The 25,289-nt window shown below is 70.9% G+C and carries 30 protein-coding genes; 10 read left to right on the top strand and 20 right to left on the bottom strand.

Annotated features, from left to right (window positions below):
- Positions 1-11 precede the first annotated feature (11 nt).
- Positions 12-488 carry a GbsR/MarR family transcriptional regulator gene (locus MTO99_RS16600; RefSeq protein ID WP_243554969.1) on the top strand — a complete coding sequence of 159 codons (477 nt, stop codon included), beginning with the start codon at positions 12-14 and terminating at the stop codon, positions 486-488.
- Between the two features lie 36 nt (positions 489-524).
- On the opposite strand, the gene MTO99_RS16595 is transcribed toward MTO99_RS16600, so the two are convergent.
- Both MTO99_RS16595 and MTO99_RS16590 read right to left on the bottom strand, forming a co-directional pair.
- Entirely contained in the window at positions 525-923 is a 399-nt protein-coding gene (locus MTO99_RS16595) for a hypothetical protein (protein ID WP_243554968.1), read from the bottom strand.
- 24 nt (positions 924-947) lie between these two features.
- Positions 948-1,526 (bottom strand): DUF402 domain-containing protein, encoded by a 579-nt coding sequence (locus MTO99_RS16590; protein ID WP_243554966.1) that lies wholly within the window; start codon positions 1,524-1,526, stop codon positions 948-950.
- Positions 1,527-1,656: 130 nt separating this feature from the next.
- Between MTO99_RS16590 and rlmC the strand changes: the two genes are divergently transcribed.
- A complete protein-coding gene (gene rlmC, locus MTO99_RS16585; protein ID WP_243554963.1) occupies positions 1,657-2,790 on the top strand; it encodes a 23S rRNA (uracil(747)-C(5))-methyltransferase RlmC in 1,134 nt (377 codons plus the stop codon).
- A gap of 57 nt (positions 2,791-2,847) precedes the next feature.
- Here rlmC and MTO99_RS16580 read toward each other — a convergent pair whose 3' ends face one another.
- The 4 genes from MTO99_RS16580 to proC form a co-directional block, all read right to left on the bottom strand.
- Positions 2,848-4,155 (bottom strand): DUF6596 domain-containing protein, encoded by a 1,308-nt coding sequence (locus MTO99_RS16580; RefSeq protein WP_243554961.1) that lies wholly within the window; start codon positions 4,153-4,155, stop codon positions 2,848-2,850.
- Positions 4,152-4,538, bottom strand: a complete 387-nt coding sequence (locus tag MTO99_RS16575; RefSeq protein WP_243554960.1) for a YciI family protein — start codon at positions 4,536-4,538, stop codon at positions 4,152-4,154. Before MTO99_RS16575 ends, MTO99_RS16580 begins: the two co-directional genes overlap by 4 nt.
- 251 nt (positions 4,539-4,789) lie before the next feature.
- Positions 4,790-6,127, bottom strand: a complete 1,338-nt coding sequence (locus MTO99_RS16570) for a beta-N-acetylhexosaminidase (RefSeq protein ID WP_243554958.1) — start codon at positions 6,125-6,127, stop codon at positions 4,790-4,792.
- A gap of 275 nt (positions 6,128-6,402) precedes the next feature.
- Positions 6,403-7,248 carry a pyrroline-5-carboxylate reductase gene (gene proC / locus MTO99_RS16565; RefSeq protein ID WP_243554956.1) on the bottom strand — a complete coding sequence of 282 codons (846 nt, stop codon included), beginning with the start codon at positions 7,246-7,248 and terminating at the stop codon, positions 6,403-6,405.
- 23 nt (positions 7,249-7,271) lie between these two features.
- Here proC and MTO99_RS16560 point away from each other — a divergent pair, with 23 nt between their 5' ends.
- Positions 7,272-8,234 (top strand): cation diffusion facilitator family transporter, encoded by a 963-nt coding sequence (locus tag MTO99_RS16560; protein ID WP_243554954.1) that lies wholly within the window; start codon positions 7,272-7,274, stop codon positions 8,232-8,234.
- Positions 8,231-8,971 (top strand): glutamine amidotransferase-related protein, encoded by a 741-nt coding sequence (locus tag MTO99_RS16555; protein ID WP_243554952.1) that lies wholly within the window; start codon positions 8,231-8,233, stop codon positions 8,969-8,971. The genes MTO99_RS16560 and MTO99_RS16555 overlap by 4 nt, the downstream gene beginning before the upstream one ends.
- A 144-nt stretch (positions 8,972-9,115) precedes the next feature.
- Here MTO99_RS16555 and tadA read toward each other — a convergent pair whose 3' ends face one another.
- Positions 9,116-9,577 carry a tRNA adenosine(34) deaminase TadA gene (gene tadA, locus MTO99_RS16550; RefSeq protein ID WP_243554951.1) on the bottom strand — a complete coding sequence of 154 codons (462 nt, stop codon included), beginning with the start codon at positions 9,575-9,577 and terminating at the stop codon, positions 9,116-9,118.
- Between the two features lie 43 nt (positions 9,578-9,620).
- Here tadA and upp point away from each other — a divergent pair, with 43 nt between their 5' ends.
- The 3 genes from upp to MTO99_RS16535 all read left to right on the top strand — a co-directional run bounded on the left by upp (position 9,621) and on the right by MTO99_RS16535 (position 12,229).
- Positions 9,621-10,253: a uracil phosphoribosyltransferase gene (upp, locus tag MTO99_RS16545; protein WP_243554949.1), complete on the top strand. Its 633-nt coding sequence runs from the start codon at positions 9,621-9,623 to the stop codon at positions 10,251-10,253.
- 507 nt (positions 10,254-10,760) lie between these two features.
- Positions 10,761-11,534, top strand: a complete 774-nt coding sequence (locus tag MTO99_RS16540) for a winged helix-turn-helix domain-containing protein (protein WP_243554947.1) — start codon at positions 10,761-10,763, stop codon at positions 11,532-11,534.
- Positions 11,535-11,842: 308 nt separating this feature from the next.
- Positions 11,843-12,229, top strand: coding sequence for a MarR family winged helix-turn-helix transcriptional regulator (locus tag MTO99_RS16535; protein WP_243559159.1), 387 nt, complete (start codon positions 11,843-11,845; stop codon positions 12,227-12,229).
- 319 nt (positions 12,230-12,548) lie between these two features.
- Here the strand turns inward: MTO99_RS16535 and MTO99_RS16530 are convergent, their stop codons facing one another.
- The gene (locus MTO99_RS16530) at positions 12,549-12,842 is read right to left on the bottom strand and encodes a GNAT family N-acetyltransferase (protein WP_243554945.1); all 294 of its coding nucleotides are present in this window, start codon (positions 12,840-12,842) and stop codon (positions 12,549-12,551) included.
- A gap of 44 nt (positions 12,843-12,886) precedes the next feature.
- A complete protein-coding gene (locus MTO99_RS16525; protein WP_243554943.1) occupies positions 12,887-14,137 on the bottom strand; it encodes a DUF998 domain-containing protein in 1,251 nt (416 codons plus the stop codon).
- 651 nt (positions 14,138-14,788) lie between these two features.
- Between MTO99_RS16525 and MTO99_RS16520 the strand changes: the two genes are divergently transcribed.
- The 3 genes from MTO99_RS16520 to MTO99_RS16510 are packed head-to-tail and all read left to right on the top strand — an operon-like array spanning position 14,789 to position 16,445.
- Positions 14,789-15,313, top strand: coding sequence for a hypothetical protein (locus tag MTO99_RS16520; protein ID WP_243554941.1), 525 nt, complete (start codon positions 14,789-14,791; stop codon positions 15,311-15,313).
- A gap of 11 nt (positions 15,314-15,324) precedes the next feature.
- Positions 15,325-16,200: a tyrosine-type recombinase/integrase gene (locus MTO99_RS16515; RefSeq protein ID WP_243554939.1), complete on the top strand. Its 876-nt coding sequence runs from the start codon at positions 15,325-15,327 to the stop codon at positions 16,198-16,200.
- The gene (locus MTO99_RS16510) at positions 16,200-16,445 is read left to right on the top strand and encodes an AsnC family protein (RefSeq protein WP_243554937.1); all 246 of its coding nucleotides are present in this window, start codon (positions 16,200-16,202) and stop codon (positions 16,443-16,445) included. The genes MTO99_RS16515 and MTO99_RS16510 overlap by 1 nt, the downstream gene beginning before the upstream one ends.
- Here MTO99_RS16510 and MTO99_RS16505 read toward each other — a convergent pair whose 3' ends face one another.
- The 11 genes from MTO99_RS16505 to MTO99_RS16455 all read right to left on the bottom strand — a co-directional run bounded on the left by MTO99_RS16505 (position 16,446) and on the right by MTO99_RS16455 (position 25,288).
- A complete protein-coding gene (locus tag MTO99_RS16505) occupies positions 16,446-16,805 on the bottom strand; it encodes a hypothetical protein (RefSeq protein WP_243554936.1) in 360 nt (119 codons plus the stop codon). It lies immediately after the preceding gene.
- On the bottom strand, positions 16,802-17,458 hold the full coding sequence (locus tag MTO99_RS16500) for a M23 family metallopeptidase (RefSeq protein WP_243554934.1): 657 nt from the start codon (positions 17,456-17,458) through the stop codon (positions 16,802-16,804). The genes MTO99_RS16505 and MTO99_RS16500 overlap by 4 nt, the downstream gene beginning before the upstream one ends.
- Positions 17,455-18,216 carry a tail fiber domain-containing protein gene (locus MTO99_RS16495; protein ID WP_243554932.1) on the bottom strand — a complete coding sequence of 254 codons (762 nt, stop codon included), beginning with the start codon at positions 18,214-18,216 and terminating at the stop codon, positions 17,455-17,457. Before MTO99_RS16495 ends, MTO99_RS16500 begins: the two co-directional genes overlap by 4 nt.
- Complete coding sequence (locus MTO99_RS16490) at positions 18,213-19,922, bottom strand: hypothetical protein (RefSeq protein ID WP_243554930.1); 1,710 nt, start codon at positions 19,920-19,922, stop codon at positions 18,213-18,215. The genes MTO99_RS16495 and MTO99_RS16490 overlap by 4 nt, the downstream gene beginning before the upstream one ends.
- Complete coding sequence (locus MTO99_RS16485) at positions 19,919-20,272, bottom strand: hypothetical protein (RefSeq protein ID WP_243554929.1); 354 nt, start codon at positions 20,270-20,272, stop codon at positions 19,919-19,921. Before MTO99_RS16485 ends, MTO99_RS16490 begins: the two co-directional genes overlap by 4 nt.
- Complete coding sequence (locus tag MTO99_RS16480; protein ID WP_243554927.1) at positions 20,272-21,507, bottom strand: hypothetical protein; 1,236 nt, start codon at positions 21,505-21,507, stop codon at positions 20,272-20,274. The genes MTO99_RS16485 and MTO99_RS16480 overlap by 1 nt, the downstream gene beginning before the upstream one ends.
- Positions 21,500-22,018 (bottom strand): hypothetical protein, encoded by a 519-nt coding sequence (locus tag MTO99_RS16475; protein ID WP_243554925.1) that lies wholly within the window; start codon positions 22,016-22,018, stop codon positions 21,500-21,502. Before MTO99_RS16475 ends, MTO99_RS16480 begins: the two co-directional genes overlap by 8 nt.
- Positions 22,018-22,440: a hypothetical protein gene (locus MTO99_RS16470; protein WP_243554923.1), complete on the bottom strand. Its 423-nt coding sequence runs from the start codon at positions 22,438-22,440 to the stop codon at positions 22,018-22,020. The genes MTO99_RS16475 and MTO99_RS16470 overlap by 1 nt, the downstream gene beginning before the upstream one ends.
- Positions 22,441-22,442: 2 nt before the next feature.
- Positions 22,443-22,811: a hypothetical protein gene (locus MTO99_RS16465; RefSeq protein ID WP_243554922.1), complete on the bottom strand. Its 369-nt coding sequence runs from the start codon at positions 22,809-22,811 to the stop codon at positions 22,443-22,445.
- Entirely contained in the window at positions 22,808-23,410 is a 603-nt protein-coding gene (locus tag MTO99_RS16460) for a hypothetical protein (protein WP_243554920.1), read from the bottom strand. The genes MTO99_RS16465 and MTO99_RS16460 overlap by 4 nt, the downstream gene beginning before the upstream one ends.
- A gap of 75 nt (positions 23,411-23,485) precedes the next feature.
- The gene (locus MTO99_RS16455; protein ID WP_243554918.1) at positions 23,486-25,288 is read right to left on the bottom strand and encodes a hypothetical protein; all 1,803 of its coding nucleotides are present in this window, start codon (positions 25,286-25,288) and stop codon (positions 23,486-23,488) included.
- Position 25,289: the final 1 nt, after the last annotated feature.

Below are 25,289 nucleotides of genomic sequence, written 5' to 3'. Positions count from 1 at the left end.
GACTGGCCCGGATGCCCCGCAGCCAGCCCCGAGACGAACGCGCGCTGAAGGCCGCGGTCGACCAGTCGGCCGCGGTGCTCACCGCCGCCGGGTTCCCGCGCATGCCCGCACGGGTGCTGATGGCCCTGCTCGTCGAGGACGGCGGCCTCACCGCCTCCGAGCTCGGCGAGCGCGTCGGGGTGAGCGCGGCGGCCATCTCGGGGGCGGTGCGCTACCTCGAGCAGCTCGGCATCCTGCATCGTGTCCCGGTGGCGGGCAGCCGCCGCGACCGCTGGGAGTTCCTCGACGACGCGTGGTACGCGGCACTCGTGTCGAAGAGCTCGATCTACGGCGTGATCGCCGACCTCGGCGACCGCGCGGCGGACGCCATCGGCGACGAGGCGCACCACGGTGCGCGGCGGGCGCGCGACATGGCGCGGTTCTACCGGTTCGTCGAGCAGAAGATGCCCGAGTTGTTGGCCGAGTGGGAGACGGAGCGCGAGGCCTGAGGGCCGGATGCTCCGCCCGACGCGGACCCGGATGCCTCAGCCGACCGTGAGCGACAGGATCAGCCCTGCGGCGAGCGCCACCGCGCCGACGGCGAGCAGGATGAGGGCGAGCAGACCCAGCACCCTCGCCGCGTGGCTGCGACGCTCGAACCGCAGCCGCCCGCCGCTGGCCCAGGCGACCGCGTCGTCACCGACCGCCTCGAGCTTCGCCAGCTCGTCGTCCTCGAGCGGGCGCTCGTGCAGTTCGTCGCCCGCGAACCAGCGTGCGACCGGAGCATCCTGCCCGATCCCGGGCACGACCACGACCTCGACCTCGCGCCACCCGCCGTCGGCACTGCGCGCCGCGATCCACGCGATCCCCAGCACCGCGCCGGCTCCGAGGCCGACCCAGCTCAGCACCTCGAGCAGCAGGCCGATGACGTCGAGTGCGGGCACGAGCCGAGCGTAGCGGGCGGCGGGTCACTCGGCCGTGGTCGACTCCCCCGCGAGGGCGCGCAGTCGAGCGAGCCAGCCCGCCGCCGTCGCGCCGTCGAACGGCGGCTCGCGCCGGCGCACCGCGGCGAGCACCGCGTCGGCGTCCGCTCGCACGCGCGCGACCACCTCGGCCGGGTACCCGAACGCGACGGCGTGGTCGGCGAACTCGTCCTCGTCGTCGATGTACGCGGGCGCGCCGGCGCGCTCGACGACGTCCAGGTCGAGGTCGATGTACGTGATCGTCCAGACGCCGTGCCCGTCGGTGCCGACGTCGAACCGCCACTCGGGCACGCTGGCGAGGTCGATGTAGATGCCGAGTCCGCGCGGATGGCCGTCGTTGAACGCGGGGGCCCAGCCGGCACGCGGGAACATCCCGACCGCCGGCCAGTCGGCGACGAACGACTTGCCGGGGCGGGCATAGCTCGTGCCCGGCGGGAATCCGAGCCAGTCGCCGTGCCGGTCGGCGCCGAGCCAGATGCCGTCGAACGCCCAGTGCGGTGAGCCGTCCCACTTCGTGACGCGCACGCGCACCGGGGTGCCGGCGTGCAGGTCGTTCGGACGCATGCGCCGAGCCTACGCCCGGGCTGCGCGCTCACCGTGCGTTCGGAGATCCGCGTCGGATCGGAGCCGGCCCCCTCGTCTGATCCGCGGTTGCGCAGATCTCCGAGAACGTGGCGGCGCCTACCCTGGAACGGTGGACTGCGCGTACTTCGACGCCGGCGTGTGCCGGTCGTGCTCGCTCATGGGCGACCCGTACGACGCGCAGCTGGCGGGCAAGCAGCGGCACGCCGAGCAGCTGCTCGCGCCGTTCGGCGTCGGCACGTGGCATCCGCCCGTGGCATCCGGCGAGCGCGACTACCGCAACAAGGCGAAGATGGTGGTCGGCGGCACCGTGGATGCGCCGACCATCGGCATCCTCGACGCCGACGGGTACGGCGTCGACCTGCAGGCGTGCGGCATCTGCTCGCCCGGGCACCGGGCGGCGTTCCCGGTGCTGGCGCGGTTCATCGCGCTCGCCCGCATCGCGCCGTACGAGGTCGCGTCGCGCCGCGGCGAGCTGAAGCACCTCATCGTCACCGAGTCGCCCGACGGCGAGCTGATGATCCGGTTCGTGCTGCGCTCGACCGAGCCGGTCGCCCGCATCCGCAAGCATCTGCCCGCACTGCTGGCCGAGCTGCCGCAGGCACGGGTCGTGTCGGCGAACATCCTGCCCGAGCACAAGGCGGTGCTCGAGGGCGAGCACGAGATCATGCTCACCGATCAGCAGACGCTGCCGATGCGCCTCAACGACGTGACCATGCACCTGCGCCCGCAGAGCTTCTTCCAGACGAACACGGCGATCGCGGCGGCGCTGTACGCCGAGGCGCGCGACTGGATCCGCGACCTTGCGCCGGACTCCGCCTGGGACCTGTACTCGGGGGTCGGCGGCTTCGCGCTGCACCTCGCGACCGCGGGCGGCGCGCGGGTGACGGGCATCGAGACGAGCGTCGAAGCGGTCGCGAGCGCCGAGCTGAGCCGATCGGATGCCGCGCTCGAGCGTGTGCGGTTCGAAGCGGGCGACGCCACCGCGTTCGCGCTCGGCGCGGCGCCGCACGAGGCGCCGGCGCTCGTGGTGGTGAACCCGCCCCGCCGCGGCATCGGGCCCGAGCTCGCACGCTGGCTCGAGGCATCCGACGTGTCGCACGTGCTCTATTCGAGCTGCAACGCGGCCTCGCTGGCTCGCGACCTGGCCGCGATGCCGTCGCTGCGGCCGGTGCGGGCGCGCGTCTTCGACATGTTCCCGCAGACCACCCACTTCGAGGTCATGACGCTTCTCGCCCGCTCCTGACGCCTCCACCCCGGTTTCTTCAGGGGCCGGACCCCGCCCGAAGAACGCGACGCGCGCTCAGGCGTCGGGCGGCGGGGGCGAACCGGCGCGGGCCAGGCAGAACCGGCGGACCGGGTCGGTCGGCACGAGGTCCGCGAGGCGCGCGTACTCCGTCGCGGCCTCCTCGCGGCGGCCGGTGCGCCACGCGAGGTCGGCGAGCGCGAGGCTCGCGTCGAGTGCCGCGTACGGCGCGGAGCCGCGAGCGAGTCGGCGCAGCTCGAGCTCGATCGTGCGCAGCGACGCGGTGCGCTCGCCCGACTCGGGTGCGAGCAGGCTGCGGTGCAGTTCCGCGGCGAGCCGGCCCGCGGTGACCGACGGCGAGCCCCACACGCGTTCGAGCGCCAGGTAGAACGCGATCACCCGATCCCAGTCGGTCTCGGCGAAGCTCGGCGCCGACGTGTGCAGCCCGGCGATCGCGGCCTCGAGCACGAACCGCCCGTCGCCGCGATCGGCCGCGGCCGCGGCGTCGTCGAGTCCGGCCTCGATCAAGCGTCGGTCCCATCGGTGCCGATCGACCTCGTCGAGGGGCATCGCCGCACCGCGGTCGTCGAGCCGGCCGGGCCGACGCGCGAGCCCGAGCCGGATGACGGCGCGGAGCCCCCGCACCTCGGCGTCGTCGGGGTACTCGGCGACGAGCGCATCGGCGATCGACAGCGCCTGCCGGCCCAGGTCGTCGAGCGCGCTCTGCGGGTCGAGGATGTCGCGGTGCGCGACGGTGAACATGCCGGCCACGCTCGCCAGCACGACCGGCAGCCGAACCCGGCGTTCGGGCGCCTCGGGCACGTGGAAGCGACCGCGCGCCTCGGCGAGTGCGCGCTTGGCCCGGGTGAGGCGCGCCGCCGCGGTCGACGGCGACACGCCGAGGTGCGCGGCGATGCGCGCCACGTCCAGGCCGCACACCACCCGCAGGGCGAGCACGAGCCGGGCCTGCTCGGTCAGTGCGGGATCGCAGGCCACGAACAAGAGGGCCACGCGGTCGTCGAGCGCGTCGCCGAGCGGGGCGTCGAGCACGGATGCCTCGTCCGAGACATCCACTCGACCCGCTTCGCCGCGCAGCTCGCCCGCGAGACGTTCCGCGTGGCGCTGCTCGACGGCCGCGCGCCGCCGGTCGTCGATCCACGCCCGCTTGCCCACGGCGGTGCACCAGGCCGCGAGCGACCCGAGCGGCCGCTCGTCGTGGCCGACCCGGGCGACGGCGCGCACGATCGCCTCGGCCGCGTACTCCTGCGCGTCGTCGAGGCTGCCCGTGTAGGCGGCCAGCGAGCGCACGATCCGCGGCCAGGCGTCGACGAAGTCCTCGCCCAGGTCGGCGATCGGATCGGTCACGGCGTCGGGAACACCTTGCGCCACTCGATGTGGCCGCCGGTCGGCACGAGCGCGGCGATGTGCCGAGCCTGCGCCTCGTCGGCGACCTCGACGAGGTAGAACCCCGAGACGACCTCGCTCGTGTCGGGGTAGGGCCCGTCGGAGTAGACCGCGTCGTCGACGGCGCGGTCGCCCGAGCCCGGCGTCACCCGGCCGCCGTATCGGGCGTTCTGCAGTGCGGCGGCTCCGACGATGCGGGCGCCGAGCTTCGCGACCGCCGCCTGGAACGCCTTGTGCTCGGGGAAGTTCATCTCGGGGTTCCCGCCGGGCACCCCGCCGCCGCCGAGGAACGCGTCCGAGTCCCAGTCGGGCTCGTGGATGAGGAAGGCGTACGTATCGGTCATGGCAACTCCTTGGTCAGCACCCCGCGGGGCCGTGACGAGGTTCGTCACACCATGGTGACGAACTCGCGCCCCAGAAGTCGACACCACCGGAACGCACTCCGCCACCACCGGAACGCAATTCAGGAGAGGAGTCGGCGTGTCGTCGCGACACGCCGTCGCCCGAGGCGCGACACGCCCTCCGTACCTGAATTGCGTGCAGGGCGGGGCGGGGCTGGGCGGGGCGGGGTGTGGGGCGGGGTGGGGCGGGGTGCTCAGAGGAGGTCGGCGGTGAGGCGGGCGAGTTCGGCGAGGCGCGACGCCCGGTCGCGCGGCACGCCGGGCACGCCGGGCCGCTGCTGGTCGGGGCGCGGGCCGTCGAGCGGGCGGAAGTCGACCCCGCGCGACTCGAGCCACGCGAGGTAGCCGGGCAGCCGCTCGGTGAACGAGTCCCAGTCGAGCGGGCCGCCGTTCCAAGCGACCTCGGCGAACGCCCCGAGCCGGGGGAACACCGCGTAGTCGAGCCGCTCGCGCGAGTCGAGATGCTCGCACCACACGTTCGCCTGCACCCCGACGACGTGCGAACGAAGCGCGGCCGACGCCCCGGCGAGCGGATCGAACGACGCGACGTCCTCGAGCGCCAGCACCGTGCCGACCGGGATCGGCTCGCGCGGATCATCCGACTGCCGGTAGTCGAGGTAGGTCCACAGGTCGGGGCAGAGCACGACGTCGTGCCCGAGGCGGGCGCCGAGCTCGGCGCCCACCGGCCCGCGCCACGAGGCGACGATCGCGTCACCGGGCAGGTGCGAGGCATCCGCGCCCTCGAGCATCTCGTCCCACCCGAGCACCCGGCGTCCGCGGGCGGCGAGATGCGCGGCCACCCGCCCGAGGAACCACGCCTGCAGCTCGCGCTCGTCGACGAGGCCGCGCTCGCGCATCAGCCGCTGCGTGCGCGCGTCGCCGCGCCAGCGCTCCTTGCGCACCTCGTCCCCGCCGATGCCGATCACGTCGGAATCGAACACGTCGCACACCTCGTCGAGCACCGCGCACGCGAACGCCACGGTCGACTCCTCGACGTTCAGCACCTCCTCGGAGACGCCGAACCGCGTCCACGGCTCCGCCACGCGAGCCCGCACCGCCTCGGCGCCGCCGACGCCGAGCTCGGGATACGCCGCCAGGATCGCGGTCGCGTGCCCGGGCAGGTCGACCTCGGGGACGATCCGGATGCCCCGGGCCGCCGCGTAGGCGACGAGCTCGCGCAGTTCGGCCTGCGTGTACCACCCGGTGTGCGGCACGCCGTCGAGCGTGGCATCCGGCCCGTGCCCGAGCTGCGTCTGCGACCGCCGGCCGCCGACCTCGGCGAGTCGCGGGAACGCGCGCACCTCGATACGCCAGCCCTGGTCGTCGGTGAGGTGCAGCTGCAGCACGTTCAGCCCGTGCGCGGCGAGCAGGTCGACGAACCGGCGCAGCTCGGGCAGCGGGCGGAACCGCCGCGCCACGTCGAGCATGACCCCGCGCCAGGCGTACGCGGGCTCGCCGTCGAGCCGCAGCTCCCTGACCCGGTCGGAGGGAGCCGCACCCGCTTCGACAAGCTCAGCGAGCGACGTACCCACCGGCTCCCTGAGCCCGTCGAAGGGAGCCGCACCCGCTTCGACAAGCTCAGCGAGCGGGACACCCGCAGGCTCCCTGAGTCCGTCGAAGGGAGCCGCACCCGCTTCGACAAGCTCAGCGAGCGGGACACCCGCAGGCTCCCTGAGCCCGTCGAAGGGACCCGCACCCGCTTCGACAAGCTCAGCGAGCGGGACACCCGCAGGCTCCCTGAGCCCGTCGAAGGGACCCGCACCCGCTTCGACAAGCTCAGCGAGCGACGTACCAGCGGGCTCGCCGCTCATGCGCCCGCGGCGAGCTCGCGCGCCCGCGCGAGCGCGGCCTGCGTCGCGCGGTCGAAGGTCTGCTTGAGGGATGCCTCGTCGAGCACCGCGATCGCCCGCTCGGTGGTGCCCTTCGGGCTGGTCACGCGGCGGCGCAGCTCGGCCGGCTCCTCGCCGGAGTGGGCGAGCAGTTCGGATGCTCCGCGGAAGGTGCCCTGCACCATCAGCGCCGCCTGCTCGGCCGTGAACCCCAGGTCGATCGCGGTCGCCGTGAGCTGCTCGATCAGGAAGAAGACGTACGCCGGCCCCGATCCCGAGATCGTGGACAGCGCGTCGAGCTGCGACTCGGGCACGACCAGCACCTCGCCGACCGTCTCGAACAGGCTGACGACGAGCGCGACGTCGTCGTCGGTCGACCGGGTGCCGGCCGACACCCCCGTGACCGCCCGCCCGACGACCGCCGGCGTGTTCGGCATGGTGCGCACGACGGCGACGTGCTCGGGAAGCAGCTGTTCGAAGGTGGCGACGGTGACGCCGGCGGCGACGGACACCACGATCGCGCCGGGTTCGAGCGCGTCGGCGATCTCGCGCAGCAGGTCGGGCACCATATGCGGCTTGACCGCCACGACGACGAGCTTCGCGCCTGCGACCGCGCGGCGGTTCGCCGCGGCATCCGTCTCGGTCGCGTACGCGACCACCCCGTCGGAGGCGAGCGAGGCGGCCTTCTCGGCCGACCGATTCGTGGCTCGGATGTCGGGCGCGTCGACCTCGGGTCGCAGCAGCCCCGACAGGATGGCCCGGGCCATCGAGCCCGCTCCGAGGAAGGCGATCGGGGGCAGGGTCACGGGGTCAACGGCGCTCATGCAGCCATCCTAGGATTGGGCGCATGAGCGCATCCGGCGGCACCAAAGCGATCGTGGCGGCCTTCCTCGCGAACCTGGGCATCGCGATCACGAAGTTCATCGCGTGGTTCTTCTCGGGGTCGGCGTCGATGCTGGCCGAGGCGATCCACTCGGTCGCCGACTCGGGCAACCAGCTGCTGCTCATGCTCGGCGGTCGCCGCGCGGCCCGCGCCGCCGACAAGGAGCACCCGTTCGGCTACGGCCGCGAGCGGTACGTGTACGCGTTCGTCGTGGCGATCATCCTGTTCTCGGTCGGCGGCGTGTTCTCGATCTACGAGGGCGTCGACAAGCTCACCCACCCGCACGAGCTCGAGAACGCCTGGCTGCCGCTGCTGGTGCTCGCCATCGCTATCGTGCTCGAGTCGTTCTCGCTGCGCACCGCGGTGAAGGAGTCGAACCACGTGCGCGGCAAGCAGAACTGGGTGCAGTTCGTGCGCCGCGCGAAGGCGCCCGAGCTTCCCGTCGTGCTGCTCGAAGACGTCGCGGCGCTCACCGGCCTCGTGTTCGCCCTGCTCGGCGTCGGCCTCACCGTCATCACCGGCAACTCGGTGTTCGACGCCGTCGGAACCCTCATGATCGGCACGCTGCTGGTGCTCGTCGCGATCGTGCTCGGCGTCGAGACCAAGAGCCTACTGGTCGGCGAGGGCGCCAACGAGGAGGATGCCGCGGCCATCGAACGGGCGATCGTCGACGGCCCCGAGATCGAGCGGCTCATCCACATGAAGACCCTCTACCTCGGCCCCGACGAGCTGCTCGTGGCGGCGAAGGTCGGGTTCGTGGCCGACCAGCCGCTGCTCGAGGTCGCGGCGGCCACGAACGTGATCGAACAGCGCATCCGCGCGGCGGTGCCGGCAGCCCGCGTCATCTACATCGAGCCCGACGTGTACGTCGACCCGAACCAGGCGGCCCCGCCCACCGACGCGATCGTCATCAAGGGTCTCGAGTGAGCGCAGGCGCGGGTGCGCCGGTCGCGCTCGTGCTGCGACACGACCCTGCGATCGGGCTCGGCAACCTCGAGCCCGTGCTGCGCGGGCGCGGCTTCGACGTGCGGGTGGTCGACACCCCGCAGACGGATGTCTCGCAGCTCGACGCCCTCGCCCCCGACCTGGTCGTCGTGCTCGGCGGCGAGGAGGCCGCGTACGACACCGACCGCCACCCCTACCTCGCCGACGAGATCGCGCTGCTGCGTTCGCGCATCGCGGCCGAGGCGCCCGTGTTCGGGGTGTGCTTGGGCGCGCAGCTCATCGCGGCGACGCTCGGTGCTCGGGTCTACCGCGGCGAACGCAAAGAGGTCGGATGGCTCGAGGTCACGCCGACCGACGCCGGCGCCGACTCGCCGGTGCGCCACTTCGCGGGCGTGCCGACCGTGCAGTGGCACGGCGACCACTACGAGCTGCCCGAGGGCGTGGAACTGCTGGCGTCGAGCGCGCAGTACCCGAACCAGGCGTACCGCCGGGGCGACTGGCTGCTCGCGGTGCAGTTCCATCCCGAGGTCGACGAGCGCATCCATGCCGACTGGCTCGCCGCGTGGGGCGACGAACTGCCCGCCTACGGCTGGACTCGCGAGCGCATGCTCGACGCCCAGGCGGCCGAAGGCCCGCGTGCGGCCGCCGCATCGGCCGCACTGCTGAACGAGTACCTCGACGGCATCGCGCCGCCCCGCGCGTCCTCCCCGGTCGAGTAGCCCCCGCGACGGGCAACCCAGTTCCCGAACGCGGGGAACGCAATTCAGGAGCGGAGTGCGTGTCGCGCCACGGCGTACAGCGTGTCGGGCGGACACGCCGACTCCGTACCTGAATTGCGTACAGTGCGGGCGGGAGGGGTTTGGTCAGGTGCGGCGGGCCTGGAAGAAGTCGAGCAGCAGGGCGGCGGATGCCTCGGCGTCCACTCCCCCGAACACCTCGGCGCGGTGGTTGAGGCGACGGTCGCGCAGCACGTCGTAGACGCTGCCGGCAGCGCCGGCCTTCTCGTCCCACGCTCCGAACACGACGGTGGGGATGCGGGCGGCGAGGATCGCACCGGCGCACATCACGCACGGCTCGAGGGTGACGACGAGCGTGCAGCCGGGCAGCTGCCAGTCCTGCGTCGTCGCCGCCGCTTCGCGGATCGCGAGCACCTCGGCGTGCGCAGTGGGGTCGTGGCGCAGCTCGCGCTCGTTGTGTCCGCGGCCGATGACCGACCCCGTGGCATCCACCACGATCGCCCCGACCGGGACGTCGGCGGAGTCGGACGCGAGCCGCGCCTCGGCGAGCGCGCGGCGCATCCAATCGAGGTGCTCGCTCCGATGCATCCGCCCCCTCATTCCGACAGCCCCGCGAACTAGACTCGAGCCTATGCGAGTCCACGTTGCCGACCACCCGCTGATCACGCACAAGTTGACGGTGCTCCGCGACGTGAAGACCCCGTCGCCGGTGTTCCGGTCGCTCGTCGAGGAGCTGATGACGCTGCTCGCGTACGAGGGCACGCGCAACGTGCGAGTCGAGCCGGTCGACATCGTCACCCCGGTCGCGCCGACCACGGGGGTGCGCATCGCCGATCCGAAGCCGCTCATCGTGCCGATCCTGCGGGCGGGCCTGGGCATGCTCGAGGGCATGGTCAAGCTGCTGCCGAGCGCCGAGGTGGGGTTCCTCGGCATGGCGCGCAACGAGGAGACTCTGCAGCCGACCACGTACGCCGAGCGGCTGCCCGACGACCTGAGCGATCGGCAATGCTTCGTGCTCGACCCGATGCTGGCCACGGGCGGGTCGCTGAGCGCGGCGATCAGGTTCCTCCTCGACCGCGGGGCGACGGATGTCACGGCCATCTGCATCCTCGCCGCGCCCGAGGGGCTCGCGGCGGTCGAACAGGCGCTGCACGGGCTCGATGTGTCGATCGTCGTCGGTGCCGTCGATGAGCGGCTGAACGAGCACGGGTACATCGTGCCGGGCCTCGGCGACGCGGGCGACCGGCTCTACGGCACGGTATAAGCGCGGGTCGGCCCCGGCGGCGGCGAAGATCCTTCAACCCTCGACACGCCGTGCCGCGAAACGAAGCGAGAAGATTCTTCAAATTGACCTACTGACGAAGATGCTGCGAAGGGTGGCATCCTTCGAGGGGATCCTTCCGGATGCCGCGACCCATCGCGCACCGCGTGCGACGTCACTCGGCGTCATCGGGGCGTCATGAATTGACACACCCGCGCGACTCGGTTTTACTGACGCCCATGACTGACAACGCACGCACCCTGATCGCCGCCGAGGCTCTCAGGACGACCGGCATGATGATGCCGGCGCGCGCGTCGATGTGTTGTCGAATGTGCCGCTGACCCGCGACCCCTCCCGCCGAGTCCCGCCGCCGACCACATCCAGGTCGCCGGGCTCCGTTGAACCGCTCAGGTTCTGAACCGACTCAGGTTCGCCAGGCCACCGCCGGCCATTCGTTCTCGGCCCCGCCGCTCGGGGCCGGTCAACGCACCCTCCGTTAGGACTTCCGTCATGTCTCTCGCGCTCGCTCCGATCCGCACCGCTCCCACCGTCTCGAACCCGACGCCCGTCGCGCCGGGTGCCCTGCGCCGCATCGCCGGCGTCTCGACCGCGCAGGCGGCGCCCGCCCAGACCGCGCCCGCCGCTGCGCAGCCCGCCGCACCCCGCGTCCGCGCCGTGCCCGACGGCACCGAGGCCCGCGGCTTCGTGCTGTACGTCGGCATCGACGAGGCCAAGGCCGTCGCCGACGGCACCACGCTGCACCGCATCGTCGAGGCGCTGCGCAAGCTGACCGCCGAGGTCGCGCCGTCGGCCGAGACGTACGCCGCGGTCGCTCTCGCTCCCGAGGGCGCCGGCGGCCGTGACGTCGACGTCGTGCGCCTCGCCCTGCAGGACCCGGCCGCGCTCGCGAAGCAGCGCGAGCAGACCGGTCACGACGACACCGACCGGCACCCGAACGGCGTGATCATCGACATCTCGCGCAAGCGCGTGCTGCTCGACGCCGAGCCCGCCGGCCTCACCTACAAGGAGTTCGAGCTGCTGCAGTACCTCGTGCTGCGCGAGGGTCGCACGATCGACCGGCACGAGCTCATCGAGCGCCTGTGGGCCGACGACGAGGAGGCGCCGAGCGAGCGCACGATCGACGTGCACGTGCGCCGGCTGCGGTCGAAGCTCGCCCACTACCAGGACATCGTGCGCACCGTGCGCGGCGTCGGCTACCGGTTCGATCGTCACGCGGATGTCTCGATCCGCCAGGCCTCGACGCCCAGCCCCGACGTCTTCTGATCGCCTTCCTCCGGCCGCACGGAAATCGCTTCCAGTTCGACTAGCGCCTGTTACCGATCTGTTATATATTCGGTAGTGCATCGGCTGTTTGCTGTGGCGGCCGATGCGGAATGTGATTGCAGGACACTCTTGGTGCAAGGGAGAGGGCCGGTCGTCAGCCTCTACGACCGGCCCTCAACCGTGTCCGGCCCCTATTCTGGGAGACATCGATCGGGCGAAAGCCCGCTGGTCTTCGAGGGGGTCATGTGTCCGAACGCGCCCGCACCGTCACTGCGTGGGAATCGCTGTTCCGCGCGCAGGTCACCGTGATGCGTGCGTTGGCGGCGGAGTTCCCATCCGACCGCATCTCGCTGAACGAGTACGACGTGCTGTTCAACATCACGCGCGCACCCGGCCGGCAACTGCGACTTCGCGATCTGAACCGCACGGTGCTCATCACCCAGCCCAGCGTCAGCCGGCTGGTCGACCGGTTGGCCGCGCGCGGCCTGGTGCGCAAGACGGATGACCCGACCGACGGGCGCGGCACCATCGTCGCCATCACACCCGAGGGGTTCGAACTGTTCCGGGGCGTCGCCGTCTCGCACATGGATGCCATCACCCGGCACGTGGGCGGCGCGCTCGACGACGATGACCTCACGACGTTGGCGGAGCTCTGCGATCGCCTCCGCAGCTCGGTCGCCGGCGACACGAACTGAGGCGCGCCTGCCAGGCGCTCCACGAGCCGCCCGGTGATCCGCGCGCGGTCGCGTCGACGCACCATCGGGGCACGGCTCCGACGCGCACGAGACGGCGGAGCGGGAACCCTACCTCCCGCTCCGCCGCGGCCTCGCAAGGAGGCCACCTCGCCGGGCGACCCGAACTGAGCCCGGCGAGCCAGATCCCGGTCGTCGTGATCGAGATCACGACGAGCACTCCGCGCGAAGCGGTGCGGCCGATCGGGTCGACTCGGGTTGGTTCAGATCTTAATCCGAGCGGGGCTCACCTCGATCGCCCCCATTGAGGGGGCGAGCCGCGTCACTCCGCGGGCGACGCGCCGACGACCGAGTCGGCGTACTCGGGATGCCGGCGCAGATAGGCGGCGATGAACGGGCACTCGGGCACGATCTCGAGCCCGCGGGCCACCGCGTCATCGAGCGCGAACTTCGCGAGGCGCCCGCCGAGCCCACGACCCTCGTAGGCCGGCAGCACCACCGTGTGGGTGAAGACGATGCGCCCGGGCTCCTCGCGGAACACCGCGAAGCCGGCACGGTCGCCGTCGACCCGCAGCTCGTACCGGTGTCGTTCGTCGTTGCGGACGATGTCGCTCATGTCGTTCCCCCTCGGCGGCCTGCGGTCGGCACGGACCCGTTCCCTCATCCTGCCCGACCCGTCGGCCGCGCGCGTCGATCAGGAGGCTCCTCGGCGGGCGCGCGGCGCGTGCGGCGCCCTCGCGACCGGACGATCCGTCGCCGGCGCACCGCGGCATGCTCGCGGGGCGACGGTCGTGTCCGTCGGACGGCGAGCGCCTGGCGACCGACGACCGTGCGTCGTGTCATCCGGTGCACCGAATCTCGCCGGGCGGCACGACCGCGACTGCTGCGCCGAACCGACCGTCGACCCGATCGCGGATGCCCCGCGGTCGTGGCGACCATCGCGATCAGCCAGGCGAAGACGAGCGAGAAGGCGACGATCTCGAAGACCGTGAGGTTGAACAGGTCGAGGCCGTCGTACCCGACCATCGCCGCGATCTCGATCGCCAGCGACGCATACGACCACACGAGGAACCGCTTCGGCGGCCGCCGCACCCACCACGCCATGCCGATGGTCGCGATCGCGAATGCCGCGGCCGCCGCACAGGCGAACACGTTGTGCACCGTCGGGTCGCGATCGATCGGCACCAGACCGACGCCCGCGAGACTCAGCCCGATCACCACGATGAGGCCGCGCAGCACCAGCACCCCGCTCGGGCGCGGCGCGAACCTGCGCTCGGCAAGATCACGGCTCAGCACGGGCGCAAGGCTCGCCATGCCGAGCCCCGCGACGACGATGGCGACGTTGAAGTACGCCGCGGCGAGGTCGTCGGAGGTGCCGAGCGTCGAGAAGTTGACGGTCCACCACTCCCCGGTCGGGGTGATGGACATGCTCGCCAGGCTGCCGATCGCCAGCAGCATCGCCACGAGGTTGAAGGTGCGGTACGACTCGTGCGCCAGCGCCACACGGTGCAGCCGCGCCGTCAGCACGCCGAGTCCGCTGCCGAGGATCAGCCCGACCGCGGGCGCCCCACCGGGCCACGCCGCGAACGCCGGGGCCGTGTACGCCACCGCGAGCATCGCGATACCCGCCCAGACCGCGCCGTTCGAGATCGCCCGCACCCGGTTCGGAAGGGTCGGCAGACCGCTCGCGGCGACCCGCGCCACCGCGTCCTGCGACGCCGACGCCGACAACAGCAGCACCGCGATGCCGACGCCGCCGACCGCACCCGGCAGCGCCCACTCGATCGGCACCTCGGTCCGCACCGACAGGAGCCGGGGCGGGGCAGCGGCGAACGCGGTGGCGGCGCCGATGCCGATGAGCAGCGCGAGCAGCCGCCGCAGTGCGGCGAGCGAGTGGCCCGGGCGCGACACCGCGAGCAGATCCCCGAGCAGCGCCCAGCGCCGGTCGTGCTCGTGACGACCGGCTGCGCCGGAGGAGAGGCCAGTGACGCGAATCCCCCGGGATGACGTTGGCAGGCCTCGGCCGGCGCGCATTCCCCTCACCCGACTCTCGAATCCGGGAATCAGATGTCCCGAGCCTAACCGCCGCCCCCGACACGACAGCAAGCCCGATGCGGCGCGAACCGAACGATCCTCAGCCGATTCACAGCGGCGGGCGAGCGGGCGGGTATGCAGAAAGCCCCGGCCATCGGCCGGGGCTTTCGCTACTGTCTCAACACAGTTCGTTCTGCAGATGCAGTGCGCGCCCGGAGGGACTCGAACCCCCAACCTTCTGATCCGGAGCCGATCGGGCTCGTCGCGATGCTGTGGCTGGCGCTGACGATTCAGTCGATGGTAACTCGTCGTGGCTGAGCGTCTCCGCCTCGTGTACCCGCCCGATACCCCGAGCGAAGAGATCGAGCTTTGCAGCATGTGCCGGCAGCCGATCCGGGCGGGGTCGTGGGTTCGGGCGAACTGGCTGCTGTGGTGCTGCTACGTGACGTGCTCGCCGTGCGCGCGGACGGTCGCTGGCAAGCGACGCCCCGTACTGGAGCATGCCGAGTTCGTCTCTGAGGCTGCGGCGTGAGCGGGCCAACCCTGTTCGACGTCGACCTCGCGACCGGCGACATCCTGCCGCCTCGAGCGCGGCAGATGCTCCCGTGCGGGCGACACGAGCGGTTCGACCGGGCCGACCTCGACCACATCGCCGAGTGCCTGGAGATGCGGTGCCCCTGGTGCGGCGAGGTCGAGCGCAACGCGTGGGAGTTCCAGGAAGTGCACGGGTCGCCGTCCGGGTATCTCTCGGGCTACTGCCTCGCCCAACGGTACGCGTTCGAGCGCCGCGCCGAGTGCGTCGGATGTCACTCGACGCTGTGGGGCGCGACGGGATGCCGTAACTCGACGTGCCGGTTCTTTGATCCGACCGCCGCCCCGGAGCCGGCCGTTCGCGATTGGGTTATCTGGTTCGAGGCATGTGCCGACGGTGTGCATCGACTCGCCCCGTGCGGGCATTGCGAGCGGTGCGGCGTGCCGCTGCTGAGCATCGTCGACGAACTCGCGAGCCGGTGCCCGGGGCATCCTGACAGCGACTCTCCGCTTCGCGGCTGAGGATGCCGCTCATGTGTATCTCGGATGATTGGGCGTCGGCGATCGACGCCTACCTCGCGTACCTCCGCTCCGTCGGCCGCTCGGCGACGACCGTGCGGGCTCGCCGCGAGCAGTTGCAGCACCTCGCCCGCCGCGTCGAGGTCGGCCCGTGGGCGCTCGACGCCGACGGCCTGACCGACTACCTCGGCGCCCAAGAGTGGGCGCGTGAGACGCGCCGCTCCCGCTCAGCGGGCATAGCCGGCTTCTACGCGTGGGCCGTGCGCCGTGGGCACGTCGAGGCATCCCCCGCTGACGAGCTCGTGCCGCTGCGACCCGCCGAGCCGATGCCGCGACCGGTGCCCGACCGGGTCTACCTCGAAGCGCTGATCCGGGCCGACGCCGACGAAGCGCTCTGGATCGACCTCGCCGCCGAGCACGGCCTCCGCCGAGCCGAGGTCGCCGGCATCCACTCGAACGACATCGTGCCGACCCTCCTCGGGCATGACCTGATCGTGCACGGCAAGGGCGGCAAGCTTCGCACGGTGCCTCTCACCCGGCCAATGGCGCGAGCGCTCCTCGAACGGGGGCCGGGGTTCCTGTTCCCGGGCGAGGACGGCGGGCATGTCTCGCCGCGGTGGCTCGGGAAGCGGGTCGGCCGGCTACTCGCCGGGGACTACACGATGCACAAGCTTCGGCATCGCGCCGCTACCCGGTTCTGGGTGCTCGCAGACGGCGACCCGTACGCGGTCGCCGACCTCATGGGGTGGGCGAACCTCAACATGGTGCGCGTGTACGTCGCTCAGCCCGACGGCCGGCTGCGCCGCATCGTCGAGGGCGCGTCGCGATCCGGCGACCCGCTTGTCAAGGACCCCTTGACACTGGAATCGCGAACGGTGGCGATGCACTGATGGTCGAGACGACGGAGTTTCTGAGCATGGTGCGGCGCATGCTGCGCGCCGCCGCCCGCCGTGTGGCTGACGCCGACGAGCCCGAGCTCGCGACCCTGATCGAACTCCGAGAGGAACTCGATCAGGCAATCGCGACCGCCGTCGAGGGTCAGCGCGCCCGGGGCGTCTCGTGGGCCGGTATCGCCAGGGCAACCGGCACGACGCGGCAGGCCGCCCACGCCAGATGGGGACGGCCTGCCGCCTGATCATGCGACGTGCCTGCCCGGGTCGTCGGCCGAGTGCTGCACCTGGATCTCGGTCGTGTCGACGCCTCGCTCCTGCAGGAGCAACGTGAGGCGCTTGTTCTCCTCGACGAGGGTCGAGAGGGTGCCGTTCGTGTTCGACTCGATCTTCTTGAGCTTCTCCCCCTGCGTGCCGAGTCCGTAGAAGGTGACGACGGCCGCGGTGCCGACGCCGAGGATCGTCACGACCGAGCCGTTGAACGTGTCGAGCGCCTCGGGCCGGACGACCGAGAGCACGATGTCGCCGACGATCGCGCCGAGGATAAGGATGAGGAAGCCGAGGGTGATCAACGTCTTGTTCATCTGGGGGTCGTCCAATCTCATGCCGTGAGCGCCTTGACGAGCGCGGCACGGTTGCGGTCGCATCGACTCTTCAACCAGTTGATCTGGTAACCGTTGACCTTCGTGGCGGCTGGCGTGCCGTTGAGCATGAGCGCGAGATGCTTCGCCTCCTGCGGGTCGGAGATGTGCTGCCAGCCGGTATCGAAGAACAGGTAACAGGCCCCGCCCTCGTCAGTGTTCGAGTAGATGCGCATGGTGTCCTCCTGCGGGGTGTCCTTGATGGGGGTGGTGTCGCCGCCGGCGGGCGACGAGCTGAAGTAGTGCCAGGGGTTGCGGCGGGCGCCCTTCGAGTCGACTCGGTGCCAGTGCACGTGCGGCGCGTAGTCGCCGCCCGAGCGACCCGAATAGCCGATGAGGTCGCCCTGCTTCACGTCGCCGGCGATGGCGACCTGGTCCATGTGCATGAACTCGTCACGCCAGCCTCCCGCCTGCCAGAGTCGGGCGGTGAGGCCGCCGGTTCCGAGCCATGCCGAGTCGAGTCGCCCGTCGGTGGGCGCGTAGACCGGGGTGCGCATCGGGGCGACGCAGTCGACACCGCCGGCCGAGCCGCGGTCGAGGTGGTGCTGCCATGAGACGTCGGGGTCGCGGTCGTCCGCGAGGATGACGACGAACCGGTTCACGTTCTCGTACGTCATGCTGCTCCTTCGAGGGCGGAGAGGCGGGCCTCGAAATCGTCGAATCGGCGCGCGAGGTCTTGGAGCGCGCCGATCGCGACGAGCGCGAGTCGCTCGTAGGCGACGTTGAATGGTTCGCCGTCCGGGTCGAAGTTCACGAACTCGGCGAGGCCCGCGTCGACCAGCTGCTCGGCGATGACACCGACGAGGGTGTCCGCTTCGTCGCCGAGCTCGTCGACGGCGGCACGGAGCCGGTAGGTGACGATGTTGATCGCGAGTAGCTGGTCGAGGGTGTACCCGTGCGCGTCGATGTCTTGCTTGAACCGCGCGGCGGAGGGATCGGCGCCGAGCCGCCCGTCGGCGTTGAAGTAGGCAGACACGTAGGAGGATGTGACCGGCGTGTTCCGGCCGGGCAAGTTGGTGAGATTCCCGGTGATGTTCGCGGCGCCCACCGTGAGCCCGAAGCCGCCGTTGTTGATCGCGCCGGGGCCGATCTGCGGGTACGAGTGCGTGTGCGAAGTGTTCGCCTTTCCGGCGAGCCCGGCGGTGAGGTCGCCAGTGCTCGGCACGTCGAGGTTCGTGCGCGCGCCTGCCGCGGTGCTGGCGCCGGTGCCGCCCATCGCGATGCTGAGGATCGCGCTCGTGCGCTGGGCGATGTAGTCGAGGGCGTGGTTGATCCACCGCCACACGTCCTTGCGCTTCTCCAGGCCGGTCATTGTGTCCATGCCTGCCGACGCTGCGTCGTCGCCGGCGGTCGGGAACCATACGGGGTCGCTCATGGGGTGATGTCCTCCAGGATCGTGAGTGTGTCGGCGGCGAGGTCGGCGAAGGTCTCATCGGATGCGAAGCCGAGCACGAGCCACGAGCCGTCGGGAACGTCGGTGAGGCCACGCGAAGCGACGCGCATCGCGCCGGCCGTGAGGTCGTAGACGACGGCGCGCACGACGCCGAGCAGGGCCGGGGTGTCGGGAAGGTTCACGCGGAGCACCTGGGAGGGCTTCACGGTGAGGTCGGCGAGGGCGTCGAGGTCGACGGTGCGGCCGCGTCCTTCGGCCCGCTTGACGGCGTAGGCGGCGAAGCCGGGGCCAGGATAGGCGCGCTCGAGCTCGAAGAGCCTGACCTTCGTGTAGCCGGGCGGGGCGTAGGAGTCGATGCGCTCCTGCTGTGTGCCGTCAGGTGCCCGCCAGCGGTAGCGGACGACCGCCGCGTCGTGCCATTCAACGTCCCGGCTCGTCGTGTCGGTCGCGGTGTGGAGGTTCCCCGGCATCGTGAGTTGCAGCACGCCGTCAGCGACGAACGTGGAGCCGTCCACGAGCCACCACTTCCGCTGCTCGTCGCAGAAGAGGCGGAGCCCGACCGACTGGAACAACGGTTGCAAGAAGCTCCACGCCGAGGTTCCGGGCTGCCAGGCGAGCAGGTCGGGCGATCGGTCGACGAGCGCGATGCGGGCGCTGGTGCTCGCGTTGGGGGTGCCCGTCCAGGTGTACCCGTAGTCGGTCGTGTCGGCCGTGTCTCCGCTGAAGGATTCCTCGTAGTCGATGCCGACGGTACCGCGGTTTTCGACGAGGGTAACGTCGTCCCACTGGATCGTTCCCGCAGTACGGCCGAGGTAGGCGCGCAGAATGATCCCAGTGACACCGGCTGGCACGTCGAATGTGATCGAGACGCGGTCGGTTGTGCCGTTGACGTTAGCCAGCTTCGCCGACTGATACGTCGTCGTACTCCCGGCTGTTACGGCCACGTACAGACCGCGTTCGCGGCCGTTCGTGTCGGCGACACCCGACAGCGCAGTCACGACTCGCCCTGTCGCCGCGAGCGTGTATCGCCTGCCCGCCTGCATCCCCATCAAGCCCGAGCCGATCGTCGCGAAGCTGTCGGCCGTGCCGTTGCCGACAAGCTGGAGCGCCCATGCCCCAGTGCCGAACGTCGCTGCCGCTCGGGTCATCGCGCAGCCACCGGCGGTGTAGCCGGTCGTGTTCGTCTCGATCGAGGGGTTCGGGTTCAGGTTGGTCGCGTCTTCGAGGACGTAGAAGGTCGCGTCCGCGCTCCCGGGTTCGAGGGATGCGCCGATGCGGTCGAGCATCCCATCGACGATCGTGCGGAGCGATGCCTGATTCAGGGTCGCGCTGTAGTCGGGCTCGTCGTCGGTGAGCACGTCATCCATGAGCAGCGCCTCATCCGAGGCCAGCGAGAGACGCACCTCGGCGCGCTCGTGGTCGATGACCCGGTCACGGAGCCCCAGATCGAAGCTGCGCGATCGGTCGGGGATGAAGCTGCCCGGGTAGGTCGCGCTCGCGGCGATCGTGACGCGGTGCGCGCTGCGCGGGTCGAGGTCTTCCAGGGTCGCCTCATCGGGCAGCGCGATCGTGAGCTCGGCCTGCACATGCGGAGCCCACGACTCATCGAGCGTCGCCTGCCCCTCGACGCGGCCGAGGTCGGTCGTGCCGTCGAGGGTTGCCGTGATGCCGTCGCGGGTGATCGTCACGCGTCGACCTCCTGCCACCCGAAGCTGACGAGCCACACGTCGCGCGTGTCGCGGTCGAGGGTGCGTGTGATGCGCTCGGCGACGATGAACGACATGTCGACAGTGCCCCGGTCGGTGACGAGGCTCCACACGTGAGCGCCCCTGAGGGCGTCCTCGGCGGCGGCGGCGCTCGCCTCGTTGCCCATGACGAGGACCATCGTCCCGGTCGGGAGGGTCGCGGGGCGAAGCACAACGTCCACGTCCTCGCTGCCAAGGATCGGGTGCACGACGTTGCGCGCCTCGCTCGTCGACTCGTACCCGTCGATGAGGTCGGGGGTGATGGTGTCGGTGCCGTTCGTGAGGATCGCCATTAGATCACCTGGGTCCCACGGCGCTGGTTCACCGTCACGGTCAGGTCGATGCTCGCCGCGCGCCGGCGGAGCGCCTCGAGCTCGCGGTCAACGGCAGACGTGTCGGCGGTGACAGGGACACGAACCTCAGGAGGGCTCGCGGCCTTCTTGTAGTACTCCTCGAGCGCCTTCCCGCGCTCAGCGATCGCATCCTTGCCCCGCTGCGCGCTCTCGGCCTCCTTCCGGGTGACCTGCTCCACGGCACCCTGCACGGCCTTCGTCTTCTCAGCGGCAGTGTCGGTGTCAGCTTGAATCTGTCGGAGCCAGTCCGTCGTCTCTGCGTACTCCAGATTCACGGCGTCGATCGCCGCCGCGCGCTCCTCGCCGGCCTTGCTCGACCGGTCGATCAGGTCGAGCTCTTCTTGCCGCTTCCGGTTGAGCTCGTCTTGAGTTGCCGAGATCGCCGACTGATCGCCCGCCATCGCGCGGAGCACAGTCCCGATTTCGAGGCCTGTATCCTGCGCGCGCTTTTGCGCCTCGTTCCACGAATCGGTGTCGTCGGCGAGTCGGGCGACTTCCTTCGAGATGAAGTCGGCCTGGAGGTACTTGTTGCCCGACTCGAGCATCGCGTCGAACATGCGAGACACACGCTGCTCAGACTCCTTCGCGGCGTCGTCCCACGACTCGACCCAGTTGCCGACGATGCCCGAGATGCCCTCGCCGATCGCGGCCGCGAGCGCGCCACCCGCGCCGGCGAACAGGCCGAGCGCGGAGAGTGCACCGATCGCGGACTCGGCCGCGCCGCCGAAGTCGCCCTCGAGCACGGACTTCGCGATATCGCCGAGGGATTCGACCTTGGTGCCGGTCTTCTCCGACTCGTCACCGACCGCCTTCGCGGCGTCGGCCGCACCGTCAGCCTTCTCTTCGACTTCCTCGTACGCGGTGGCGGCCTTCTCGACCTCGCGGGCGGCGCGCTGCCCCTCACCCATCTCATCCCAGACGGCGTGCACTGCACGTTCGGCGTCCTCGGCAGACAGGCCGAAGTTGCGCAGGTCGCGAACCATGTCGTCTTTGGTCTTGCCCGACTGGGTGCCGAGCTTCACGACCGCACGGATGACCTCCTCGAGCTTGCGTGCGACGACCTCGGCGGAGTCACCGGAGGAGGCCTCCCACTCGTCGATGGCCTGCTCGGCCTGCTTCACGCCCGCGTCGAACGCGGTCGGGTCGGCGCGGAGGTTGACGGTGATGTCAGCCAAGCTTTCCCTCCATCCAGTCGTGGGTGACCTTGTGCACGAGTTGGGCCCACATGCGGAACACGCGGGCTCCGGTCGCGTTCGCGGCCGGGTACGCAATCCAGCCCTGTGCCCGCCGTTCGGGAAGCTGACGGCGAGTGCGTCGGGTCACGGACGTGGTGCGTCGGGTGCCGGGGATGCGGCGCCGGTAGGTCGTGGTCTTGTCGCGGTTCTTCGTGCCGAACTCGTAGATCCGGGGCAACGGTGCGTTGTGCCCCCAGTCGTCGCCGGTCGTGACGGTGAGGCCGGCGGCGTTCGGGATCGCCTCGGCCTCGGCGAGCACGAACTTCTGCTGCGCGCCGCTCGCGGGCCGCTTCCCGAGTTCCTCACCCCAGACGCCCGAGAGTTGCTCGCGGGCGGTCGCGTCGAGGAGCCGAGCGAGTTCCGCAGGAGCGGCCCGGACGGCGCGAGTGACGGCTTGGAGGTCGGCGGCGGCCTCTGCGCTCACGATGCCGTGCCGGCTCCTGGGGGCCATCAGGGTTCCGGATCGACGATGGGGTCGAGCACCGGCTTACCCTTCACGCCGAGCGAGACCTGCGCGGTAGCGACCTGGTCGACCTGCCCGCCGATCGCGCCGGGCGCGACGATGAGGGTCGCCGTCACGCCGGGGCCGCCTGCCACGGGCTCGAAGGTCACGTCGATCTCTTCGCCCTCGTGCTCGTACAGGTAGCGCGAGAGCGAGTCGGCTGTGGACCAGTCCTGCGCGAACGTGAGGTTCGCGACCCACGTCGCTGCGGTGCCGAAGCTGAACACGGCGGCCGGGGTGAGTCCCTTCCACGTCACGGTTTGCGACGTGGGCGAGAACTGCACCTGGGAAACGTGCGCCTCGTACTGGTCTGCCTCGACCTGGAAGAGGCAGTCCTTCATGAGGAACGGGTTGACATCGACGGAAGCCATTTCTACTCCTTGTTCGAGATGACGTTGACGGTGATCTGGTAGGCGATGCGCTTGGAGCCCTTGGTCTGCACCTTCTCGGCGTTCGACCATGCGATGCCGATGCTGTCGAGCGCGTGGATGAAGTCGTCGACCTGCTCGTCGAGGGTGTCTTCTGCGTGCTTCATCGACTGCTCGGGAACGCTGATCATGAGCGTCATCCCGACGAAGTGGCGTCCGATCGGCGCGGCCGGGAGCCGGGTGATGGTGCGCTGGATGATCTGGACGACGGTGGTCGGGATGTCGTCGACGGTGCGGGCGCTTTCGACGATCGCCCACGACTTCGGGAGGATCGGCTTGAGCGATGCGGCGAGCACGGTGCGGGGGGCGGTCATCCGAACACCGGGATTCCGTGCTTGGGGCGAAGCGTCTGCTTCACCTGCCAGTCCAGGGGGAACGGGCGGATCACGAACGATCCGGCACCGTCGTCGCCGGTGGATGGGTCGACGCCGGCCGCGTTCAGGATGTTGCGGGCCTGCATCAGCTGCCCCTTCCGGTATCGGATCGGGACCGGGGCGTCCTCGGCGAGGGCCGGGGCGAACTCGAGCACCTCGCCCTTGGCGACCTCGAGGAGCTCGTACAGCACCGGGTCTGCGAGGTGTTCGGCGTCGGCCCATTCGGCGCGAGCGGTGTCGAGGGTGTGCCACTTGCTGTCGGGGTCCTGGACGACGAGCCGAATCTCGGGGAGCATCCTCACGCCGCCGTCACCGTCGAGCACGAGCCGGAGCCGGTAGATGCCCTCCAGGTTGAGGGGTGCGTCGATGTCGACGAGGATCGCGCCGGCCTCTTCGTCGAAGAGTGATTCCATCGTTTCGGTGCCGCCCGCAGGGTCGACGAGCACGGCGGTGACGGTGTCGAACTCGTCGAGGTCGATCGTGTCGGGAGGTTCGATCACGAACGGCTGTGCGGGGGCGTCCCCGATGTAGAAGGCCACGTCATCGCCTCCCTTCTGGTTGGGTTCCGGGGCCGCGCGTGTGGGGTTACGCGCGCGGCCCCGGAGTTCGGGGGGTTACGCCTCGTCGGCGGTGCCGACGAGGACGACGGCCTCGGGGCGAACCTCGAAGGTCTGGAGGTAGCCGTGCACGGCCCGGTCGATGCCGCCCTTGGCGAGTTCGAGGGCGTCGATGCGGAGCGGGCCGCCGGGGAGCTCGTCGAACTCGATCGCGCGCTTGTCGCCGACGATGACCGAGGCGGTGTCGTCGATGCCCGTCTCGCCCTGCACGACGGTGACGGTGCCGTCGACCGTGCCGGTGCGGTCGGAGGAGACGGCGATGTTGACGAACGCGGGGAGGTTCTGGTCGCCGCCGGCCGCGTAGACCAGCTGCGCGAACGCGACCTCGTTCGCGATCGCGAACGTGGGGGTGTCGCGGCGCTGGTTGTTCGGCTTGCGCTTCTTGACGGCCAGGATGCCCTGGATGAGCATGCCGAGCGCGTCGGGGTAGTCGTCGGGGAACAGGGCGGTCGCGGGTGCGACGGGCGTGCCGGCGGCGGTGACGATGTCCGCCAAGGCGTTCTGGTCGGACCAGTACGCGTGCTCCTCGATGAGGAGGCGGATGTAGGACTCGACCATCTCCTCGCCGCCGGGCAGGTCGACCCATTCGCGGGCGAAGTCGTTGCCGCGCGCGAACCGGCGAAGCGACGAGGTCTTCGGCGCGGTGAAGCCGGAGTGCGACGGGAGCTCGGTCTTGTTGCCGGCCCACGTGCCCGAGCCGGATCCGGTCGCTGCGAGCGCCATCTCGGTGGTGCCGGTCGTCGCGGCGCGGCGGAAGAGGCCATAGCCCTTCTTGCCGGTGAGGGTGATGTCGGTGCCGAGCGTCATCAGGTGGATGTACTCGCGCGTGTACTCGATGCCCTGGTACAGCTGCCCGACCCAGTTGGGCGGGATGACCGAGGCGGTGCCGTTCGCGCCGGTCGGGAGCGAGCCGTTGCCGCTGACGTTCACGTCGGCGAGGGCGGCGAGCACCTGCTCGGCGTCTCGGTCGAACGGGTTCGCCTTCAGAGCGGCGATCGCGGCGAAGACCTGGCGGGCTTCGGTGGGGCGGGGCGAGGCGGTCGCGGGGGTCGTCGCGATGAGGCCAGCGGCCTGCGCGACGGGTCGGGGCTGCGCCCCGGCGAGCACCTCGGTGTTCGTGTCGGTCACGGTGGACTCTCCTTCGGTGTTGTCCTCATCCGGGGCGGATGCAGGTTCGGTGATCTCCGTCACGGTGGTGACCGTGCGGGTGATGCGCTTCTTGCCGTCGCCGAGGTCTTCGATGTCTTCGACGGTGGTCGTCTCGTCGGCGTACTCGTGGCCGTTGTCCAAGCTCGACGAGTAGCTCGACGAGCTCTCGGTGTGCGCGGGCCGCTCGTACCCTTCGACCTCGACCGTGTCGGTGTCGGCGGCGAGCACCTGCGCGGACGGGAACGCGCCGGCCGGGACGAGCGCGGCGCCCCAGAGCTTCGCGTGTCCGGCGACGAGTCGGCCTGCCTTGATGACGGCAGGCCCGAACTCGGCGGACAGCTTGCGCCGGGTGGGGTCGGCGAGGGCGGCGTCGCCCTCGGGGGTGTTTGCGATCTTGAACGACGCCATGACGCCGCGGGGCTCTTCCCAGATGCGCACGGCACGGCCGACGACGTCGGAGCGGATGTGGTCGCGGTTGATGCCGACGACGGCCGGGTCGGCGGGCAGGGCGACGGCGGATGCCTCGACCTGGAACCGGCCGATGTTCGTGCGGCCTTCCTCGCCGAACGGGATGAGCAGACCGGTGATGGTGCGCTCGTCGAGGTTGGCGAGCACATCGCCGCCCTCGAACTCGATCAGGTTGTCGGTCATG

The sequence above is a fragment of the Agromyces larvae genome (genome assembly GCF_022811705.1).
GTDB classification, from domain to species: Bacteria; Actinomycetota; Actinomycetes; order Actinomycetales; family Microbacteriaceae; genus Agromyces; species Agromyces larvae.
The sequence above is the reverse complement of the archived record's forward strand: the minus strand, read 5'-3'. Positions and strand labels throughout refer to the sequence as shown.

Bases quoted from the DNA above. Each gene is read 5' to 3' on its own strand.
- MTO99_RS16600 (WP_243554969.1), top strand. From the start codon at position 12: ATGCCCCGCAGCCAGCCCCGAGACGAACGCGCGCTGAAGGCCGCGGTC.
- MTO99_RS16590 (WP_243554966.1), bottom strand. From the start codon at position 1,526: ATGCGTCCGAACGACCTGCACGCCGGCACCCCGGTGCGCGTGCGCGTC.
- MTO99_RS16575 (WP_243554960.1), bottom strand. From the start codon at position 4,538: ATGACCGATACGTACGCCTTCCTCATCCACGAGCCCGACTGGGACTCG.
- proC (WP_243554956.1), bottom strand. From the start codon at position 7,248: ATGAGCGCCGTTGACCCCGTGACCCTGCCCCCGATCGCCTTCCTCGGA.
- MTO99_RS16560 (WP_243554954.1), top strand. From the start codon at position 7,272: ATGAGCGCATCCGGCGGCACCAAAGCGATCGTGGCGGCCTTCCTCGCG.
- tadA (WP_243554951.1), bottom strand. From the start codon at position 9,577: ATGCATCGGAGCGAGCACCTCGATTGGATGCGCCGCGCGCTCGCCGAG.
- upp (WP_243554949.1), top strand. From the start codon at position 9,621: ATGCGAGTCCACGTTGCCGACCACCCGCTGATCACGCACAAGTTGACG.
- MTO99_RS16540 (WP_243554947.1), top strand. From the start codon at position 10,761: ATGTCTCTCGCGCTCGCTCCGATCCGCACCGCTCCCACCGTCTCGAAC.
- MTO99_RS16535 (WP_243559159.1), top strand. From the start codon at position 11,843: ATGCGTGCGTTGGCGGCGGAGTTCCCATCCGACCGCATCTCGCTGAAC.
- MTO99_RS16530 (WP_243554945.1), bottom strand. From the start codon at position 12,842: ATGAGCGACATCGTCCGCAACGACGAACGACACCGGTACGAGCTGCGG.
- MTO99_RS16515 (WP_243554939.1), top strand. From the start codon at position 15,325: ATGTGTATCTCGGATGATTGGGCGTCGGCGATCGACGCCTACCTCGCG.
- MTO99_RS16510 (WP_243554937.1), top strand. From the start codon at position 16,200: ATGGTCGAGACGACGGAGTTTCTGAGCATGGTGCGGCGCATGCTGCGC.
- MTO99_RS16505 (WP_243554936.1), bottom strand. From the start codon at position 16,805: ATGAGATTGGACGACCCCCAGATGAACAAGACGTTGATCACCCTCGGC.
- MTO99_RS16500 (WP_243554934.1), bottom strand. From the start codon at position 17,458: ATGACGTACGAGAACGTGAACCGGTTCGTCGTCATCCTCGCGGACGAC.
- MTO99_RS16495 (WP_243554932.1), bottom strand. From the start codon at position 18,216: ATGAGCGACCCCGTATGGTTCCCGACCGCCGGCGACGACGCAGCGTCG.
- MTO99_RS16485 (WP_243554929.1), bottom strand. From the start codon at position 20,272: ATGGCGATCCTCACGAACGGCACCGACACCATCACCCCCGACCTCATC.
- MTO99_RS16475 (WP_243554925.1), bottom strand. From the start codon at position 22,018: ATGGCCCCCAGGAGCCGGCACGGCATCGTGAGCGCAGAGGCCGCCGCC.
- MTO99_RS16470 (WP_243554923.1), bottom strand. From the start codon at position 22,440: ATGGCTTCCGTCGATGTCAACCCGTTCCTCATGAAGGACTGCCTCTTC.
- MTO99_RS16465 (WP_243554922.1), bottom strand. From the start codon at position 22,811: ATGACCGCCCCCCGCACCGTGCTCGCCGCATCGCTCAAGCCGATCCTC.
- MTO99_RS16455 (WP_243554918.1), bottom strand. From the start codon at position 25,288: ATGACCGACAACCTGATCGAGTTCGAGGGCGGCGATGTGCTCGCCAAC.